General features: G+C 47.6%; 17 protein-coding genes. 12 read left to right on the forward strand and 5 right to left on the reverse strand.

The features are described 5' to 3' along the window. The first annotated feature begins 129 nt into the window (after positions 1-129). From HQ393_RS01420 to HQ393_RS01450, 7 genes are all read left to right on the forward strand, one after another. Positions 130-1,374, forward strand: a complete 1,245-nt coding sequence (locus HQ393_RS01420; RefSeq protein ID WP_179357092.1) for a glycosyltransferase family 4 protein — start codon at positions 130-132, stop codon at positions 1,372-1,374. Beyond that, the gene (locus HQ393_RS01425; RefSeq protein ID WP_179357093.1) at positions 1,371-2,228 is read left to right on the forward strand and encodes a dTDP-4-dehydrorhamnose reductase family protein; all 858 of its coding nucleotides are present in this window, start codon (positions 1,371-1,373) and stop codon (positions 2,226-2,228) included. The genes HQ393_RS01420 and HQ393_RS01425 overlap by 4 nt, the downstream gene beginning before the upstream one ends. A gap of 30 nt (positions 2,229-2,258) precedes the next feature. Continuing rightward, complete coding sequence (locus HQ393_RS01430; protein ID WP_179357094.1) at positions 2,259-3,269, forward strand: polysaccharide biosynthesis protein; 1,011 nt, start codon at positions 2,259-2,261, stop codon at positions 3,267-3,269. After that, on the forward strand, positions 3,262-4,389 hold the full coding sequence (gene wecB / locus HQ393_RS01435) for a non-hydrolyzing UDP-N-acetylglucosamine 2-epimerase (RefSeq protein ID WP_179357095.1): 1,128 nt from the start codon (positions 3,262-3,264) through the stop codon (positions 4,387-4,389). Before HQ393_RS01430 ends, wecB begins: the two co-directional genes overlap by 8 nt. Positions 4,390-4,407: 18 nt before the next feature. Next, the gene (locus HQ393_RS01440; RefSeq protein ID WP_179357096.1) at positions 4,408-5,370 is read left to right on the forward strand and encodes a UDP-glucose 4-epimerase family protein; all 963 of its coding nucleotides are present in this window, start codon (positions 4,408-4,410) and stop codon (positions 5,368-5,370) included. 192 nt (positions 5,371-5,562) lie between these two features. Further along, positions 5,563-6,126, forward strand: coding sequence for a sugar transferase (locus tag HQ393_RS01445; protein WP_246307926.1), 564 nt, complete (start codon positions 5,563-5,565; stop codon positions 6,124-6,126). A 43-nt stretch (positions 6,127-6,169) separates the two neighbouring features. Beyond that, the gene (locus HQ393_RS01450) at positions 6,170-8,071 is read left to right on the forward strand and encodes a polysaccharide biosynthesis protein (protein WP_179357097.1); all 1,902 of its coding nucleotides are present in this window, start codon (positions 6,170-6,172) and stop codon (positions 8,069-8,071) included. 49 nt (positions 8,072-8,120) lie between these two features. Here HQ393_RS01450 and rng read toward each other — a convergent pair whose 3' ends face one another. From rng to leuS, 4 genes are all read right to left on the reverse strand, one after another. Then, entirely contained in the window at positions 8,121-9,572 is a 1,452-nt protein-coding gene (gene rng, locus HQ393_RS01455; protein WP_179357098.1) for a ribonuclease G, read from the reverse strand. A 21-nt stretch (positions 9,573-9,593) separates the two neighbouring features. Further along, positions 9,594-10,613, reverse strand: coding sequence for a DNA polymerase III subunit delta (gene holA / locus HQ393_RS01460; protein ID WP_179357099.1), 1,020 nt, complete (start codon positions 10,611-10,613; stop codon positions 9,594-9,596). After that, positions 10,613-11,152 carry an LPS-assembly lipoprotein LptE gene (locus HQ393_RS01465; RefSeq protein ID WP_179357100.1) on the reverse strand — a complete coding sequence of 180 codons (540 nt, stop codon included), beginning with the start codon at positions 11,150-11,152 and terminating at the stop codon, positions 10,613-10,615. Before HQ393_RS01465 ends, holA begins: the two co-directional genes overlap by 1 nt. 76 nt (positions 11,153-11,228) lie before the next feature. Then, positions 11,229-13,862, reverse strand: coding sequence for a leucine--tRNA ligase (leuS, locus tag HQ393_RS01470; protein WP_179357101.1), 2,634 nt, complete (start codon positions 13,860-13,862; stop codon positions 11,229-11,231). A gap of 176 nt (positions 13,863-14,038) precedes the next feature. Here leuS and HQ393_RS01475 point away from each other — a divergent pair, with 176 nt between their 5' ends. The 3 genes from HQ393_RS01475 to HQ393_RS01485 are packed head-to-tail and all read left to right on the forward strand — an operon-like array spanning position 14,039 to position 15,948. Next, positions 14,039-14,647 (forward strand): type II secretion system protein, encoded by a 609-nt coding sequence (locus HQ393_RS01475; protein ID WP_179357102.1) that lies wholly within the window; start codon positions 14,039-14,041, stop codon positions 14,645-14,647. A 60-nt stretch (positions 14,648-14,707) separates the two neighbouring features. Next, positions 14,708-15,304, forward strand: a complete 597-nt coding sequence (locus HQ393_RS01480; protein ID WP_179357103.1) for a type II secretion system protein — start codon at positions 14,708-14,710, stop codon at positions 15,302-15,304. Between the two features lie 14 nt (positions 15,305-15,318). After that, complete coding sequence (locus tag HQ393_RS01485) at positions 15,319-15,948, forward strand: type II secretion system protein (RefSeq protein WP_179357104.1); 630 nt, start codon at positions 15,319-15,321, stop codon at positions 15,946-15,948. Positions 15,949-15,974: 26 nt separating this feature from the next. Here the strand turns inward: HQ393_RS01485 and hda are convergent, their stop codons facing one another. Then, the gene (gene hda / locus HQ393_RS01490) at positions 15,975-16,652 is read right to left on the reverse strand and encodes a DnaA regulatory inactivator Hda (RefSeq protein ID WP_179357105.1); all 678 of its coding nucleotides are present in this window, start codon (positions 16,650-16,652) and stop codon (positions 15,975-15,977) included. A gap of 231 nt (positions 16,653-16,883) precedes the next feature. Between hda and purM the strand changes: the two genes are divergently transcribed. Then, the gene (gene purM, locus HQ393_RS01495; RefSeq protein WP_246307990.1) at positions 16,884-17,906 is read left to right on the forward strand and encodes a phosphoribosylformylglycinamidine cyclo-ligase; all 1,023 of its coding nucleotides are present in this window, start codon (positions 16,884-16,886) and stop codon (positions 17,904-17,906) included. A 136-nt stretch (positions 17,907-18,042) separates the two neighbouring features. Next, positions 18,043-18,678 carry a phosphoribosylglycinamide formyltransferase gene (gene purN, locus HQ393_RS01500; protein WP_179357107.1) on the forward strand — a complete coding sequence of 212 codons (636 nt, stop codon included), beginning with the start codon at positions 18,043-18,045 and terminating at the stop codon, positions 18,676-18,678. Positions 18,679-18,688: the final 10 nt, after the last annotated feature.

An 18,688-nucleotide genomic window follows, 5' to 3' on the forward strand; every position in this document is an offset into this window, starting at 1 on the left:
TTTTTAATTTAGTTGCAAGGGACTGCTTGGGGGGCGGGGGCGGTGCTTTATTAAAAATATAAAATAAAATTTTAATCCTTACTTTGTGTTTGCATTTTGGTTGAATTAATTTTTATGTGTGTTTAATTTATGAAAATATTATTGGTTTCTCAGTATTTTTATCCGGAATCCTTTATTATTAATGATATTGTTCGTACCCTTGTTTTTCAAGGCCATTCTGTTAGTGTTGCTACGGGGAAGCCGAATTATCCAGATGGTAATATTTATCCTGGATACAGTGAGAAAAAATTCACGAAAGATTGGTTTTTTTCTTGTGTTCCGGTGTATCGAGCACCGCTAAGACCCCGCATGAATTCTGGGGCGAAAAATTTATTTTTAAATTATTTTTCCTTCGTTATTAATGGTATTCGTTTTTTTCCTAATGCAGTTAAAAATGAAAACTTTGATGTTGTGCTAGTTTTTGCAATGTCCCCTATTACTGCGGCTCTTCCTGCAATTTATCTTAAATGGAAGTTTGGGAAGCATCTTGCTGTTTGGATTCAGGATCTTTGGCCTGAAAGTTTGAGTGCCACTGGATTTGTTAAAAATAAATGGGCGTTGCGATTGGTTGGTTGCATGGTTCGTGCTATTTACGCGTTCACAGATACTTTATTAGTCCAGTCTCGAGCTTTTTATGAACCTGTGGCACGTTATGCAAAACCTAGTAAAATAATTTACTACCCTAATTCATATCTTGAATTGCCTATAAATGAAACACCTTCAACATTAATTCCAGCAGAGCTGTTATCTGTACTTAATGGGGGGTTTTGTTTGGTTTTTGCTGGTAACTTAGGCACAGCCCAATCGTTGGAAACCTTGGTTCAAGTCTCCGAAAGATTAAAGTATTTGAGTGAATTTAGGCTGATATTGGTGGGCAGTGGCAGCATGCTTAGCTGGATTGAAGAGCAAAAAGTACTAAAGAAATTGGATAATTTGGTTCTTGCTGGGCGGTTTCCTTCTTCCGAAATGCCACAAATTTTTAGTCGGGCCGCTGGGTTGTTGGTTACATTAAAGCGAGAGGAAATATTTGCCTATACGATTCCTAGTAAGGTTCAAGCTTACCTTGCAGCAGGACGTCCGGTGATTGCAGCGCTCGATGGTGAAGGTGCTCGTGTTATTGAGGAGGCTAATGCTGGCTTGACTTGCCCGGCAGAAGATGTAGATGGGTTGGTTCGATGTATTGAAACGCTCTTTCAAATGTCGCCTCTTGAGCGTGAAAAGCTTGGTCAATCTGGGCGGAATTATTTTTTAAAGCATTTTGAGATGGGGCGCCAATGCCAACGCTTAGTGGAAATTTTAGAAAGTCAAATTAATAAAAAAGGATCAGAAAAATGAAAATATTGGTATTAGGCGTGACTGGAATGCTCGGAAGTGCTGTGTTTCAATCTTTCTCTAATGATCCGCGCTATCAAGCATGGGGTACATTACGTAATGCACGCGGGTTAAGTCATTTTTCTAAGCAATTACATGAACAATTGATTTGTAATATTGATGCGCTTGATCAGGATGCATTAGTCCGTGTGCTTGATCGTGTTCGCCCAAATGTTGTGATTAACTGTGTCGGCTTAATTAAGCAACTTGCTGATGCAAAGGACCCGCTTTCTGCTTTACCAACTAACGCTATGCTGCCACATAGACTGGCAAAACTGTGTGGGTTGGTGGGAGCTCGTCTGATTCATATAAGCACAGACTGTGTGTTTTCTGGCTCTAAGGGGGACTATGTTGAGGCTGATATCTCAGATGCAGAAGATTTATACGGGAAATCAAAGTACATTGGTGAACTTCATGATGTTCCCCATGCAATCACAATGCGTACATCAATCATTGGACATGAGATGGGGTCAAATAGTTCTTTGATTGATTGGTTTCTTGCTCAGAATGGCAGTGTTAAAGGCTATGAAAAAGCGATTTTCTCTGGATTTCCTACTGTAGAGCTAGCGCGGATAATGAAAAACTATGTAATTCCAAATCCTAGTCTGTATGGTTTATATCATGTGTCGGCAGATCCAATTGACAAATTATCATTGTTGAAATTGGTTGCTAATGAATATAAAAAGAAGATAGATATTATTCCTGATTCTATCGTATGTATTGATCGTTCTTTGAATTCTACACGCTTTCGTCAGGCTACTGGATATGTGCCGCCAGCTTGGCCGGATCTTGTCAAAATGATGCATGGGCATTGTTAATTTTTAATTTTTCGAGTTTGGTGATAATTTATGTTTGAAAACAAAGTTTTGATGATTACGGGTGGCACTGGTTCATTTGGTAATACAGTGCTGAAGCGTTTTCTTGATACCAACGTTAAGGAAATCCGAGTATTTAGTCGCGATGAAAAGAAGCAAGAAGATATGCGCATCGCCTTGGCTAATGACAAAGTGAAATTTTATATTGGTGATGTACGTGATTACAGTAGTGTTGCACAAGCAATGGTTGGAGTTGATTATATTTTTCATGCAGCAGCGTTAAAGCAGGTACCTTCATGTGAGTTTTATCCAATGGAGGCCGTGAAAACTAATGTAATAGGTACAGATAATGTCCTAAGTGCGGCAATTGCCAATGGTGTAAAACGTGTAGTGGTTCTAAGCACTGATAAAGCTGTTTATCCGATCAATGCTATGGGAATTTCAAAAGCAATGTCGGAAAAATTGATGGTTGCTAAATCCCGGATGATTCCAGGAGCTGGTCCCGTGATCTGTGCAACTAGATATGGAAATGTGATGGCTTCGCGTGGTTCGGTAATTCCACTGTTTATCAGTCAACTAAAGAGTGGTGAGCCGCTGACGGTTACTGATCCAAATATGACGCGTTTTCTAATGTCGCTTGAGGATTCCGTTGATTTGGTATTGCACGCTTTCGAGCATGCAGAGCAGGGAGACATCTTTGTGCAAAAAGCGCCAGCTTCAACGGTTGAGGATCTTGCTCAAGCACTAAAAGAGCTGTTTTCAAGTGAAAACCCCGTTCGAGTTATTGGCACTCGGCATGGTGAAAAGTTGTATGAGTCGCTTATTTCTAGAGAGGAGATGGCTAAAGCCGAAGATATGGGGCGCTATTACCGAATTCCCGCAGATAATCGTGATCTTAATTACAAGAAATTTTTTGTTGAAGGTGAACAGCAGATTTCAGAATTGGATGATTATACCTCTCACAATACTGAGCGTTTGAATATTCAGGGTATTAAAAATGTATTGTTGAAATTGGATTACATTCAGGAGCAGCTTAATGCTTAAAGTTATGACACTGGTAGGTACGCGACCAGAGCTGATTAAAATGAGTCGTGTGATTACTGAGCTTGATAAACAAGTTCAGCATGTTTTGGTGCATTCTGGGCAAAATTATGATTTTGAACTAAATCAAGTTTTTTTCGATGATCTTGAAATTCGTAAGCCGGATTACTTTTTGGGTGCTGTTGGTGAGACAGCAGCGAAAACGATTGCGGAAGTGATTTCTAAGTCTGATGAGATTTTTGATAGGGAGAAGCCTGACGCACTGTTATTGTATGGTGATACAAATACATGCTTGGCCGTTATCGCTGCTAAACGTAGGAAAATTCCAGTCTTTCATATGGAGGCCGGAAATCGTTGTTTCGATCAACGAGTTCCAGAGGAATTGAATCGTAAGGTACTCGACCATCTGAGTGATATAAATATGGTACTCACTGAGCACGCTCGTCGCTATTTGATTGCAGAGGGTATTCGCCCAGAAACAATTATCAAGACGGGCTCACATATGGAGGAAGTCTTAGATTATTACATGCCGCGTATTCAGGCTTCGGATGTACTGCGACGAGAGAGCTTGATTGAGGGAAAATTCTTCATCATTAGTACGCATCGAGAAGAAAATGTAGATACCCCTGAGAATCTACGTGATCTATTAGAAACTTTGCGAGCACTTGCTGATAACTACCAATATCCAATTATTGTTTCAACGCATCCTAGAACACGAAAACGTTTAGAGGAGTTGGGTGAATCTTTGGATCACCCCTTGATCCGTTTTGTTAAACCATTTGGTTTGCTGGATTACATCAAACTACAAATGGAAGCATTCTGCATACTTTCTGATAGTGGAACCATCACGGAAGAAGCGTCTCTGCTGAGTCTCCCCGCAATTACAATTAGAAATGCTCACGAGCGGCCAGAAGGGATGGACGAAGGTACATTAATCATGAGTGGACTGAAAAAGGAGCGTGTGCTTGATGCTGTACGTGTAGTGACAACTCAGCATGATCGTTCTCAGCGTATGATCCCTATCGTAAAGGACTATCAGGGCGGGCCGGTATCACAACAGATCGTTAGAGTTGTGCTTAGTTACACTGATTATATTAATCGTACTGTTTGGTCAAAAAACTAAGTAATTTCGAGGTAATGAATGCGTATTTTGTTGACCGGCGCGTCCGGCTTTGTTGGGCAAGCATTACTAGACAGAATGCTCGTTTCAGGTGACCTTGAGCTGATCGCTGCGATACGTAAACCAGTGGCGCAGCTTCCTTCTGGTGTTACTGGCATACATATCGGTGGAATTGAGGGCGATACTGATTGGAGATTTGCATTAGAGGGGGTGGACTATGTGATTCATTGCGCCGCTCGCGCGCATGTGATGAACGATACTTCTCCTGATCCACTGGCCGAGTTTCGCAAGGTAAATGTAGAGGGGACATTGAATTTGGCAAGGCAAGCCTTGGCCGTTGGAGTTCGCCGGTTTGTTTTTATTAGCTCAATTGGCGTTAATGGTAATAGCACAACTTCTCCATTTTCTGAAAATGACAAACCAAATCCTGTTGAGCCTTATGCAATTTCAAAATTTGAAACTGAACTTGGCTTGCAGAAATTAGTGATAGGCACTGAAATGGAGTTGGTTATTATTCGTCCACCATTAGTGTATGGGCCAAATGCGCCAGGTAATTTTGGTCGATTAATTCGTACAGTTGCAAAAGGGCTTCCTTTGCCTTTAGGCGCAATTCAAAACAAGCGTAGTCTAGTATCACTGGATAATCTTGTTGATTTGATCTGGACTTGTATCATCCATCCAGCAGCTGCTAATCAGGTTTTCCTCGTGGGGGATGGTGAGGATTTGTCGACGACAGAATTGTTGCAACGCATGGCAAAAGCACTGGGCGTGTCCAGCCGCTTGATTCCGGTGCCGATGAAGGCGTTGAAATTCTGGGCTGGATTATTGGGAAAAGCCGATATGGCACAACGATTGTGTGGTTCTTTACAGGTGGATATTTCCAAGGCTCGTGCAGTGTTGGGTTGGACGCCTCCTGTTAGTGTTGATAAGGCGTTGCATAAGACGGCTCAGGACTTTTTAGCGCGCCAGCGTGACCGATCATGAGTTAATGAGGAATGCAATACTATTTGCTAAACATAAACATGTGTTGCTTTGTATTGTTCCTTGTGTAACGCTTTCGTCCAGATACCCGCCTATGCTTGTTCCTGTGCGACAAGTTACGCTTTTGTAACTCTTTGGGCTGCCCAGTTGTTAAGATTGCTAGAAATTGATTAGGTTATTGGATTAGGTTATTGCATGTTGAAACGTAGTTTTGATTTTTTATTGGCTTTGATTCTGCTTTTGGCATTTCTTATTCCTATTTTGCTAGTCGCAATTTTAGTTAAGCTAACTTCTAAAGGACCCGCTTTGTATTGGTCTGATCGCGTAGGTGTTCTGAATAAAATTTTCAAAATGCCAAAATTTCGTTCAATGCGGATTAATACACCAGCGGTGGCGACGCATTTATTGGCCGATCCCAAAGCGTGCCTAACGCCCATTGGTGGTTTTTTGCGCAAATCCAGCTTGGATGAGCTACCACAGTTGTGGTGTATTTTGATCGGCGATATGAGTTTTGTTGGGCCACGCCCCGCTTTGTTTAATCAGGATGATCTTATTGCGCTGCGTACCGAAAAAGGTGTGCATGAATTAGTCCCCGGCCTGACAGGCTGGGCGCAAATTAATGGCCGTGATGAGTTGCCAATTCCTGTTAAAGTTGGCTTTGATGTTGAGTATCTACAGCGCAGGTCTTTTTTGTTTGATCTGAAAATAATGTTATTAACTGCGTTAAAAGTTGTGCGCCGAGATGGCATTACACATTGATTTATGGCCTTTGACATTTTGTTGAATTGGATTTGTCTGCCTTATGTTTAGAAAAGCAATCGGTTTACCACGCACAGCCAAAAGCCTGATTATTCTGGCCGCAGATTTCGTTTTGCTCCCCGCCGCTTTATGGGCGGCCATCGCTTTGCGTATGGATGATTGGTCGTATCCGCGGCAATTTGCTTGGTGGGTTTTTTTGCTGCCTTCGCTTATTGCAACTCCTATCTTTATTAAGCTTGGTCTGTATAGAGCTGTTATTCGCTACATCGAGGATCGGGCAGTCATAACAATTGCTAGTGCAGTTTCTTTAGCAACACTCGGCTTTATTACCTCCTTGCAACTATTTCAAGTCATGGGTGTGCCGCGGGGGTCATTACTGATCTTCTGGCTATTGGCCATGGCTATCATTATCAGTAGTCGCTTTGTTGCACGAGCGATTTTGCGCCGCTTGGCACCGCTGTCAATGGAGCGCAAATCCGTGTTGATTTACGGTGCGGGTAGTGCAGGACGTCAATTGGCGGTCGCGCTCCGTACTGGGCAAGAATATGAGCCGGTGGGTTTTGTGGATGATGCGCGTGACCAGCAGGGTTTGCAGATTGGCGGTTTACGTGTACTTAGTAACGCCCAGATGCTCAATCAAATTGAAGCGGGAAATATCGATCAAGTATTACTGGCGATTCCATCTGCGCCACGTTCACGCCAGATCGAACTTGTTAATCAGCTTGAGCCCTTGGCAGTAGAAGTCCGGATCTTACCGGGGATGGCTGATTTGGTGAGCGGCGAGGTACGGCTCGCAGATGCACGTGAAGTCGGGGTTGACGAGCTTTTAGGACGTGAGCCAGTGCCACCAAATAAGGAGTTACTGGCTAGAAACATCGCAGGCAAAGTCGTAATGGTAACGGGGGCTGGCGGTTCGATTGGCTCTGAGTTATGTCGTCAAATTATCAAAAATCAGCCTGTCGCGTTGGTTTTATATGAATTATCTGAGTTCGCGCTGTATTCCATCGAGCAAGAGCTTAGTCATATGATTCGCGAGCAGGCGTTGCCTATTGCCGTTCATCCTGTGTTGGGGTCCGTGCAAAATGGCATGCGCTTGGCGGCGATTATGGCTCGCTATCAGGTTCAGACGGTTTATCACGCCGCGGCATATAAACATGTCCCTTTGGTTGAGTTTAATATCACAGAGGGTATTTTAAATAATGCTTTTGGCACCCGTTCAGCTGCGGCTGCGGCGATTGAGGCAGGTGTTGAATCGTTTGTGCTCATTTCCACCGATAAAGCGGTTCGTCCGACCAATGTAATGGGGGCGAGCAAGCGGATGGCAGAGTTGGCGTTGCAGGCGTATGCCCTCGACCCTACTGTTAAAACTCGATTTAGTATGGTGCGTTTTGGCAATGTACTGGGTTCTAGTGGCTCAGTTGTGCCACTATTTCGCAAGCAAATTGCGGCTGGTGGCCCCGTAAAGGTAACGCATCCAGAGATCAATCGCTTTTTTATGACGATTCCGGAGGCATCGCAACTGGTGATTCAGGCTGGTGCGATGGGGGGGAACGGCGAAGTATTTGTGCTTGATATGGGCTCGCCTGTGCGTATTGTTGATTTGGCACGACGCATGATTCACCTCAGTGGTTATCGGGTTCGCGATGATGCCAATCCAAATGGAGATATTGCAATCGAGTTTTCAGGTTTACGCCCCGGTGAAAAGCTCTACGAAGAATTATTGATCGGCGATAATGTCAGCGGCACTGAACATCCACGCATTATGAAGGCCAATGAGAGCTGTTTAACGTTGGACGAGCTTGAGCAAGTGATTGCCGACTTGGGGGTGGCCTGCGTGGCTAACGATTCACGCACAATTATCGAGATTTTACAACGCTGCGTCTCGGGTTTTAAACCCGATCAAGATGTGCGCGATCATTTGTATGAATTTTCTGATCATTTATAAGTGGTATTTCAATGCAGACCTTTCCTAGAGAGGTCTGCATTGAAATACTCTAGACGAGTACTACATCAAACTGTTCCTGCGTGTACGCGCTTTCTACCTGTAGGTAAATGGGTTTGCCAATGAAGTCCACGAGTTGGGCCAAGTTGGCAGACTCTTCATCCAAGAACATATCAATCACCGATTGCGATGCCAGGATGCGATATTCGCTGGCATTGAATTGTTTCGCTTCACGTAAAATCTCGCGCAAAATTTCGTAGCAAATTGTTTGCGGTGTTTTCACTTCGCCGCGACCTTGGCAGGTTGGGCAGGGTTCGCACAGGATGTGAGCGAGTGATTCGCGCGTGCGTTTGCGCGTGATTTCAATCAAGCCTAGGCTGGTGAAACTGCTGACGGTGATTTTGGTGCGATCGCGTGCCAACGCTTTTTTGAGCTCGGCCATTACCGCTAATTTGTGCTCTTCATTATCCATATCGATAAAATCGACAATAATAATGCCGCCTAAATTGCGCAGCCGTAGCTGCCGTGCGATGACTTGGGTGGCTTCCAAATTGGTTTTGAAGATCGTATCGTCAAAAGAGCGCGTGCCAACAAAACCCCCCGTATTGACGTCGACCGTCGTCATTGCTTCGGTCTGGTCGATAATTAAGTAACCACCGAATTTTAGGTTCACACGCCGACTCATGGCGCGCTCGATTTCGGCTTCAACGCCATACAATTCAAATAATGGGCGCTCACCAGCGTAGTGCTGAATTTTGGGTAATACATCAGACACGAAACGCGCAGCAAATTGGGTCATGCGAGCGAAGTTTTCGCGACTATCGACAAATACGGTTTCGATTTCTTCGGTTACCATGTCGCGTAATACGCGCAATTGCAGCGATAAGTCTTGAAATAACAGCGATTTGGCGGGCTTGGTTTGGGCGCTTTGTTTGATGTCGGCCCAAATCAGGTTGAGATAATCAATGTCAGCGCGCAACTCATCATCGCTAGCATGATCGGCATTGGTGCGGATGATGTAGCCGCAATGCTCACCGGGCAGCAGGCTTTCCATGCGTTTTCGTAATTGGTCGCGTTCGGCGTCGTCGCCAATGCGCTGTGAAATACCAATATGATTGTCTTGCGGCAAGAAAACTAAAAAACGGCCGGCAATGCTGATTTGGGTCGAAAGTCGTGCCCCTTTGGTGCCGATCGGGTCTTTAATGACTTGCACCATGACCGCTTGGCCTTCATGCAAAATACGTTCGATGCGCTGCGGCTCGTTTGGGTTTTGGCGCTGCTGAATGACATCGGCGATATGCAGAAAAGCGGCGCGCTCTAGGCCGATTTCGATAAAGGCGCTCTGCATGCCGGGCAGCACTCGTTTTACCATCCCCAAATAAATATTGCCGACCAAGCCGCGATGCGCGGTGCGCTCGATATGAATATCTTGCACAACGGCGTCTTCAATGGTGGCAACGCGGGTTTCTTGGGGCGTGATGTTTACGAGAATCTGCTCTTTCATATTCGGTTTTTTCTTTCAGAGTCAGCGTCGTGCTGGTTTGGGGTTAATAAGTAGTAGGGCGAGGTCGGTCAGCTCATGCCATACATCACCATCGCCGATGCCTTTGATCAGGCCATCAATTTTGCGCGCGTGTTGTAGGGCACTTTTTAGTCTTTTTGCATTGACGCGCTCAGCGGCACGCTCAATCAAGCGCTGTTTATTGCCCCAGATGCGCATCTCTTTTATGAGTTGAGCCGCGGGAGTGCCGCGCGAACGGCCTTGGGCAAATTTATAGAGTGTGCGGGTTTCTTCTGCCAGCGCCCAGAGCACCAATACCGCTGATTCGCCTTCAGCGCGCAGGCCTTCAATCATATGGCAAATACGGGCGGCATCGCCCGTTAATACGGCTTCGCCAAGGCTGAAAACATCGTATCGCGCGACGTTGGCAACAGCCGCTTCCAGATCTGCGAGGCTGAGTTCGCCTTTGGGGTGGAGCAGAGCGAGTTTCTGGATTTCTTGATGCGCGGCGAGCAAATTGCCTTCGACGCGTTCAACCAGCCATTCCATCGCATCGCTGGCCAAGCTTTGGCCTTGTGCTGCCAGACGTTGATTGATCCAGCTGGGCAGGGCACTGCGTTCAATCAGCTTGGCTTCGATCACTTCGCCCACTTTCGCGAGCGCCTGCATCCATTTACTATTCAGCGCCGTTTTGTCCAGTTTGGGTAAGGTGATAATGGTGAGTATGTCGCTGGGGATATTGTTCGTAAAGGCTTCCAGTGCCTTACCCCCTTCAATGCCGGGTTTGCCATTGGGGATGCGCAATTCAAGTAGGCGCAACTCGGCAAATAGCGACATCGATGCGCCGCTGGCTGTGAGTTGCGACCACTGAAAGTGCGCCGCATTCTCGACCGTCAATACTTCGCGTTCGCTAAAGCCCGCTTGGCGCGCGGCATCGCGAATCTGTTGTGCCGCTTCAAGTGCAAGCAGGGCTTCATCGCCATGAATCACATACAGCGGGGCTAATCCGCGCTGTAGTGATTTGGGGAGTTCGTCCGGACGCATTACTGGGCAGCAACGCCTGAAGCTGAAGAAGCGGCAGGAGTATTCGCTGTCTGATTTTTTTTCGCTGCCGAGTTGATTCGACGGATCATTTGCGAAGCGCCATCACGCTGCATTTCTTTGATCAGGTTGGCCTCTTCGCTTTCTTTCGATAATACGCTGCTTTCATCCCACGAGAGATTGCGTTGTAGCGTAAGGACATTGTCATCGAGCAAGGTTTCACCCGCTTTGAAGGCGCTAAAGCGGATGCGGTAGTAAATGCGGTACTCTGCAACTTGACCATTATTATTTACGCTAAGGACCTGTTTGTCGCTGGTTTCGCTCACGATCTGAATTTTAATTTCAGGATTTTGACTCGTGAGATTAACTTTCAGTAGCGTGAGTAATTTGCTGAGTTCTTGACCAGTGCCGCCATTGCCAATGACCTGAGCACTAGCAAATAGTGGTTTTGCGTTGGGCCCTTGACCGCGTAAATGAAAGCCACACGCCATCAAGCTCAAGCTGAGTATGGCGGCAAGTAGTGTTCTAAAGGTCAAAGGCATACTTTCTCCAACATATTATTTGTCAGTGTCATTCAGCAGGCATGAGCTTGCCCAAGCTGCTGAATGACGCTAGGTCTTAAGCGACGATATTGACTAGACGACCAGGTACGATGATGACTTTTTTCGGTGTACCTTCGAGGTGTTTTTTCACGCCTTCATCCGCCAGCGCAGCCGCTTCGATTTCTTCTTTGCTGGCACCGGCAGCAACGTGGATCTCACCACGCAGTTTGCCGTTGATTTGCACCATCAATTTGATTTCGTCTTGCGTTAATGCATCGCTTGCTGGTTCGGGCCAGCTAACGGTCGCAATGTCGCCACCGTAGCTCAGCTCGTTCCAAAGCGTATGGGCGATATGCGGCGCAGCCGGGTAAATCGCGCGCAGCAGGATGCCGAAGCACTCACGTACGACGGCATGGTTTGCGCCTTTGTATGCTTCCATCGCATTGAGCAACTTCATTACGCCCGATACCACGGTGTTGTATTGCAGACGTTCGTAATCCAGATTGATTTGCTTGAGCGTGTTGTGAACTTCAAAGCGCAAGGCTTTGTCATCTTTGCTAAGCTCAATACCCTCAAGGGTATTGCTCGCTGCTTTAATGGCATCAATCTGTTTAAAGCCATACGTCCATAGGCGACGCAGATAGCGATATGCACCTTCAACACCGCTGTCAGACCAAGCCGCGCTTTGCTCTGGTGGGCCAGCAAACATCGTGAACAGACGTGCGGTGTCGGCACCGAATTTCTCGATAATGTCCTTGGGCTCAACGACGTTGTTTTTCGATTTTGACATCTTCTCGATGCCACCCATGATGACGGGCTGGCCGTCTTCTTTGGCGATCGCTGCGAGAGGGCGACCTTTTTCATCGTGCTGAACTTCAACTTCAGCAGGGTAGAACCAGCGTTTTTTGCCGGAAGTATCTTCACGGTAATAGCAATCGCGCAACAACATGCCCTGCGTAAACAGGTTTTTGAATGGCTCGCCATAGTTGATTAGCCCCTCGTCGCGCATTGCCTTGGTCCAGAAGCGCGCATACAGCAAGTGCAAGACAGCGTGTTCAATGCCGCCGATGTACTGATCCATACCACCTGCCGCATCGGAGGTCGCGCCCATCCAGTATTTCGTGCCATCGCCGACCATTGCATCGCCATTTTTCGGGTCGCAATAGCGCATGAAATACCAACTTGAATCAACGAAGGTATCCATTGTGTCGGTTTCGCGTTTCGCTGGTGCGCCGCATTTCGGGCAATCAACGTTCAGGAAGTCGTCACGGTGTTTCAATGGGTTGCCCGAACCATCCGGAATGCAATCGGTTGGCAACACCACAGGCAATTGCTCGTAAGGTACCGGTACATCACCGCAGCAATCGCAGTGAATGATAGGAATAGGTGTGCCCCAATAGCGCTGGCGTGAAATGCCCCAGTCGCGCAGGCGCCAAGTGGTTTTCTTCTCGCCAGCATCTTTGGCGGCCAGATCGGCAGCCACGGCATCAACGGCGGCTTTGTGGGCCAGACCATCATATTTACCCGAGTTGATGGTTACGCCGCGAGTTTTGTCACCGTAGGATTCAGCCCAAGCATCCGTTGTGAAGGTTTCTCCTTCCACTGCGATGACTTGTTTGATTGGCAAATTGTATTTTTTAGCGAAAGCAAAGTCGCGCTCGTCATGCGCTGGCACCGCCATGACCGCCCCATCACCGTAGCCCATCAAGACATAGTTACCGATCCAAACTTCAACTTGTTCGCCCGTTAGTGGGTGTGTTACGAACAAGCCCGTTGGCATGCCGGATTTTTCTTGCGTCGCGATTTCCGCTTCGGAAACGCCGCCTTTTTTGCATTCTTCAATAAATGGCAGTAATTCAGGCTTGAGTTCCGCTGCGCGCGTTGCGAGCGGGTGCTCAGCGGCGACGGCGCAGAAAGTCACGCCCATAATCGTGTCGGCGCGGGTGGTGAAAACATACAGTTTGCCGTCTTGTACCAGATCGCCGTTAGCGTCTTTGATGTCGTGGCTGAATGCAAAACGCACGCCTTCCGATTTGCCGATCCAGTTGCGCTGCATCGCGCGCACCATATCGGGCCAGCCGGTCAGTTGATCGATGTCGCCGAGTAATTCTTCGGCGTATTGCGTAATACCGAAGTAGTAACCGGGGATTTCACGTTTTTCAACAATCGCACCCGAGCGCCAGCCGCGGCCGTCAACGACCTGCTCATTGGCCAGTACGGTTTGATCGATCGGATCCCAGTTCACGACCTGAGTTTTTTTGTAGGCAACGCCTTTTTCCAGCATTTTCAAGAAGAACCATTGGTTCCACTTGTAGTATTCAGGATCGCAAGTGGCGATTTCGCGCGACCAGTCAAACGCCAAACCTAGCGGCTTCATTTGCGACTTCATGTCGGCGATATTGGCGTAAGTCCATTCGGCGGGCGATTTTTTGTAGGCGATCGCCGCGTTTTCAGCCGGCAGACCAAAGGCATCCCAGCCCATTGGCATCAGTACATTAAAACCTTTCATCCGCAGATGACGCGCCAGCATGTCGTTAATGGTGTAGTTACGCACGTGGCCCATGTGCAATTTGCCCGAAGGGTAGGGCAGCATCGAGCAGGCGTAATACTTTGGACGGCTGGCATCTTCAGTCACTTCAAATGCACGCGTATCTTCCCAGTGGGCTTGCGCGGCGGCTTCGACGGATAGCGGTGAGTACTGTTCTTGCATGGTCGGCGGCGTGATCAAAATATCAAAAACGCGATTATACCTGAGCTAAAGCACTGCGGCGGCGGCATAAAGAAAACAACGTTCATACCGATATGCTTGTTAATGAAATATTTGCCCTCTATGCTTACAAGCAATGGCTAATATTCGCAATGCCAGTTCGCAATTGAGAGGTCGAGATGAAAAATAAACAACAAGGTTTTACGCTGGTTGAGCTGGCGATTGTATTAGTCATTATTGGCCTGATTTTGGGGATGGCCTTTAAGGGTAAGGACCTGATCGATGGCGCCAAAGTCAAAAATATGCAGGCGCAGTACAATAAAATTGTCGCTGCTTTTAATATCTACTACGAGAAATACGGCAACTACCCTGGTGATGGTTGTACTGTTGCAACCACTCCAGCAGAAGGCGGCGCGGCAACGTGTAGTGCACCAGGAACGCGCAATGGATTGTTAAATACTGCAGATGAAGTAGCTGCTTCTATGCGCTTATTGCAAAACGCTAATATTCTTACCAATGCTGATATCCAAAGCGTATTTGGGCAACCGTGGGTGATGTCAAATTCCGCTGACACCGTGGCGAATTTCGCCGCAAATACGAATTACATAACTTTAACCAGCACTAATACGGCCGCTGCCGATATTCGATTTGTCTGCGCTTTGGATCGATTGATGGATGATGGTGCGCCGGATAAAGGTATTGTTCGAAGTGGTGGGGTTTATTCGGCCACTGCGGATTGTTGGTCATTGTCTGGGCAGGTCTCAATGGGTATTCGTGTGTTGCCTTAATAATTCATGGTTGCAGTGAAAATACCCCTTGCTCAAGGGGTATTTTTTTAGGGGGTAGGTATGAAGCAAAAAGGCTTTACGCTAGTTGAGTTGGCGATTGTGTTGGTGATTATTGGTCTGATTTTGGGCATGGCGTTTAAGGGGAAAGACCTGATCGACGGCGCCAAGGTCAAAAACATGCAGGCGCAGTACAATAAAATTGTCGCTGGCATCAATATCTTTTATGAGAAATATGGGTTCTACCCTGGTGACGGCTGTCCAAGCGCAACGCCAGCGTCAGTTGCTGCTTGCAATGGTACCCGCAATGGGTTGATTGATAATGGCAATGAAGCTGCCGCCTTCTGGGTATTGCTGATTGATGTCACCAATATCCTGCAAAGTACCGATCGACGTAGTGTGCTGGGGCAGGATTGGACGGTTTGGAATCGCTCAAATGCTTTGTGGCTGGATTTTCAGGGCGCGGCCAATGCCGATATGCGCTTTATTTGCGCTTTAGATCGTTTGATGGATGATGGCAGTTCGAATACGGGTATTGTGCGTGATGGTGACCCAGCAACGACGCCTCCGTATGCCTCAACGAGCAATACCTATACCACCGCCAGTGATTGTTGGAGTTTGTCGGGTCAGGCGAATGTATTGATGAAAGTGATGCCATAAGGGTGAGTTGCAAAATGAAATTAAAGCAGTCAGGTTTTACTTTGGTCGAGCTGGCGATTGTGCTGGTGATTATTGGTCTAATTTTGGGAATGGCGTTTAAGGGGAAAGATCTGATCGACGGTGCCAAAGTGAAAAACCTTCAGGTGCAATACAATAAAATCATTTCTGGGATCAATATTTTCTATGAGAAATATGGCTTTTTCCCCGGGGATGGTTGTGTGAACGCTTCGCCTGCATCGGTGGCGGAATGCATGCCTGGTGGTGCAGGTTATAGCGCGGCGAATCGCAATGGGCGCTTAACGGGTAATGAGCAGGCCGCTTTTTGGGTGTTGTTGATTGATCGCACTAATATTTTGCAATCAGCAGATCGCCGCAGTGTCTTTGGTCAGGATTGGGGCTTGTGGGATGGCACTTTATCGGCGGGCGGTGCGGTCGCCAAAGCGGGAACTTGGCTGGATTTGCCCGGGGTGCCGCAGTCAGATCCGCGTCTGGTGTGTGCGCTCGATCGAGCGATGGATGACGGGGTGTGGAATACCGGTAGTATGAGAACGAATGGTGATCCCGCGGCTATCAATTACATTGCCACCACTGACTGCTGGTCTTTATCAGGGCAAAGTAATTTTCATATGGTGGTATTGCCCTGAAATCTAGATGCTGAATGGGGTTTGACTTAATACCTAGGTGTAGTATTTTGCTTGAGGCTGTCGCGCAGTAGGCTGAGTGTCACCTGCTTTTGTCGCGACAGCGCCAACTGATTGAGCTGTTCCAGTTGGAAATAGAGGCTGGGTAAATCGCGTGCGGCGTGATTGAGTAAGTATTCGCCCAAGTCATGCTGTAGCTCAAACCCAAGATGGCGAGAGCGGCGTTGTAATGCGGCAATTTTATCTTCGTCTGACAGTGATTTGAGCTGATACACCAAGCCCCAGCCCAGTCGGGTCGTTAAATCATCACGTAAGGCCAGCAGCATCGGGGGCAAAGTGCCGCTCACCAAAATCCGTCCGCCGCCTTCACGTAGCGTATTGTAATGATCAAACAGCGCGATTTGCTGCTCGGCATCGAGGCTTTCCACGTTATCGACCAATAATGCGGCATTGCCTTCAATCTGCTGGGGTAGCATTTCTTCGCGCGCATTCACAAAGTAGACTGGGTTGGTGTGATCTAATTTGGCTTCGCTCGCGCTCAAAAGATGGCTTTTACCCGCGCCACTTTCGCCCCAGATATACAAGGCGCGCACGTCACCCTGCGCCCACTCCCCAAGTTGAAAGAGCAGTTCGGCGTTTTCTCCGCGCACAAAATCATCAAATGTGCGTGGGGCGGGTAACAATAAATCTAAAAGTAATTGCTTCATTTAGGTGCGTTGCGAGCAAGAAATCACGTTGTGTGCCTTATCGGGCGAGTAAGAGGGCGGGTCTTGGCATTAAAGGCTTGCTTTGACATCGATTTAATCCGAAAACTAAGATCAACAGACGCGGCTAAATGCGATAAAATGCCACGTTTAGCAGATCTGGCGCTTATTTTAACCTACAGCGCCGCCCACTACGAGGCCTTTCCCGTGAGCGACCAAAATCTCAAGCAAAGTCTGAGCTACCGCGATGCCGGTGTTGATATCGACGCTGGTGACCAGCTCGTTGAAAATATTAAACCATTTGCCAAGCGCACAATGCGTCCCGAAGTGCTCGGTGGCATCGGTGGTTTTGGTGCGCTGGTTGAAATCAGCAAGAAATTTAAAGAGCCAGTTCTTGTTTCCGGCACTGATGGTGTGGGTACTAAATTGAAATTGGCATTCGAGTTGAATCGCCACGACACCGTGGGTATCGACTTGGTGGGCATGAGCGTGAACGATATCTTGGTGCAAGGCGCCGAGCCATTGTTCTTCCTCGATTATTTTGCCTGCGGCAAACTGGACGTCGATAGCGCGACTGAAGTGATCAAAGGCATTGCAGCAGGTTGCGAGCAAGCGGGTTGCGCATTAACTGGCGGCGAAACGGCTGAAATGCCAGGCATGTACCCAGTGGGTGAATACGATTTGGCTGGCTTTGCAGTTGGCGTGGTTGAAAAATCTAAAGTGATTACCGGCCAAGACATCAAAGCGGGCGACGTAGTGCTCGGTTTGGCATCGAACGGCGCGCATTCGAATGGCTACTCATTGATTCGCAAAATCTTGCATCTTGCTGATGCCGATTACGCGGCTGAATTTGATGGTGGTAAGAGCTTGGGTGACGTCGTTATGGCGCCAACACGTATTTATGTGAAGCCGCTGTTGAAACTCATGGAAACTATGACGGTCAAAGGCATGGCGCACATCACTGGTGGCGGCATTACTGAAAATGTACCACGTGTATTGCCAGAAAATGTCGTGGCGCAAATTGATGGCGCTAGCTGGACGATGCCAAAGTTGTTCCAATGGTTGCAGGCGCAAGGCAATGTAGCGCAACAAGAAATGTACAAAACATTTAACTGTGGCGTAGGTATGGTTGTCATCATGGCCGCTGAAGATGCTGCTGCTGCGACTGCGTTGCTGCAAGCTGAAGGTGAAACTGTGTACCAGCTCGGCGTTGTTCGCGCTCGTGTGGGTGATGAGCACCAGACCCAAGTCGCATAATTGACGTTAGTCTGAAAAAGGCGAGGTCAATGACCTCGCTTTTTGTTTTTATAGACTCGCAAATACCAAGATAAGGTATTGCTCTGAATATATTTTGGTATATGGGCTTGACGCATATACCCTCATGGATTGATGCATGAAGAACGTTGTTATTCTGATTTCCGGCCGTGGCAGTAATATGCAATCGATTGTGAATGCCCAGATTGCTGGCGCACATATCGCCGCGGTGATTTCCAATCGCCCAGATGCGGCGGGTTTGGCGTGGGCGGCTGAGCGCGGCATTCAAACAGCAGTGCTCGATCATAAGCAATTTGCCGATCGGGAAAGCTTTGATGGCGCTTTGGTTGAGCTGATCGATGCTTATGCGCCTGATTTGGTCGTGCTGGCGGGCTTTATGCGCATTTTGACGGCTGGGTTTGTCAATCACTACGCCAATCGATTGATCAATGTTCACCCGTCCTTGTTGCCTGCATTTACCGGCTTGAATACGCATCAACGTGCGATTGACGAGGGCGTGAAACTGGCAGGTTGTACCGTGCATTTTGTGACGGCGGAGCTCGATCATGGCCCAATCATCGCGCAAGCTGCGGTGCCTGTGCTTGATCAAGATACGGCGGACACTTTGGCTGCACGCATTTTGGTGCATGAACATCAGCTTTATCCGCAAGCGGTGGCATGGTTTGTGGCTGGGCAACTGCGTATAGCTGCGGGCAAGGTGAGTTTGCTGCAAACCGCAAGTGATCAACCATTTATTCAAAGCCCGACTTGCTAAGATGAAAGCA

Origin of the sequence: Chitinibacter bivalviorum, from assembly GCF_013403565.1 — a bacterium.
Classification (GTDB): Bacteria; Pseudomonadota; Gammaproteobacteria; order Burkholderiales; family Chitinibacteraceae; genus Chitinibacter; species Chitinibacter bivalviorum.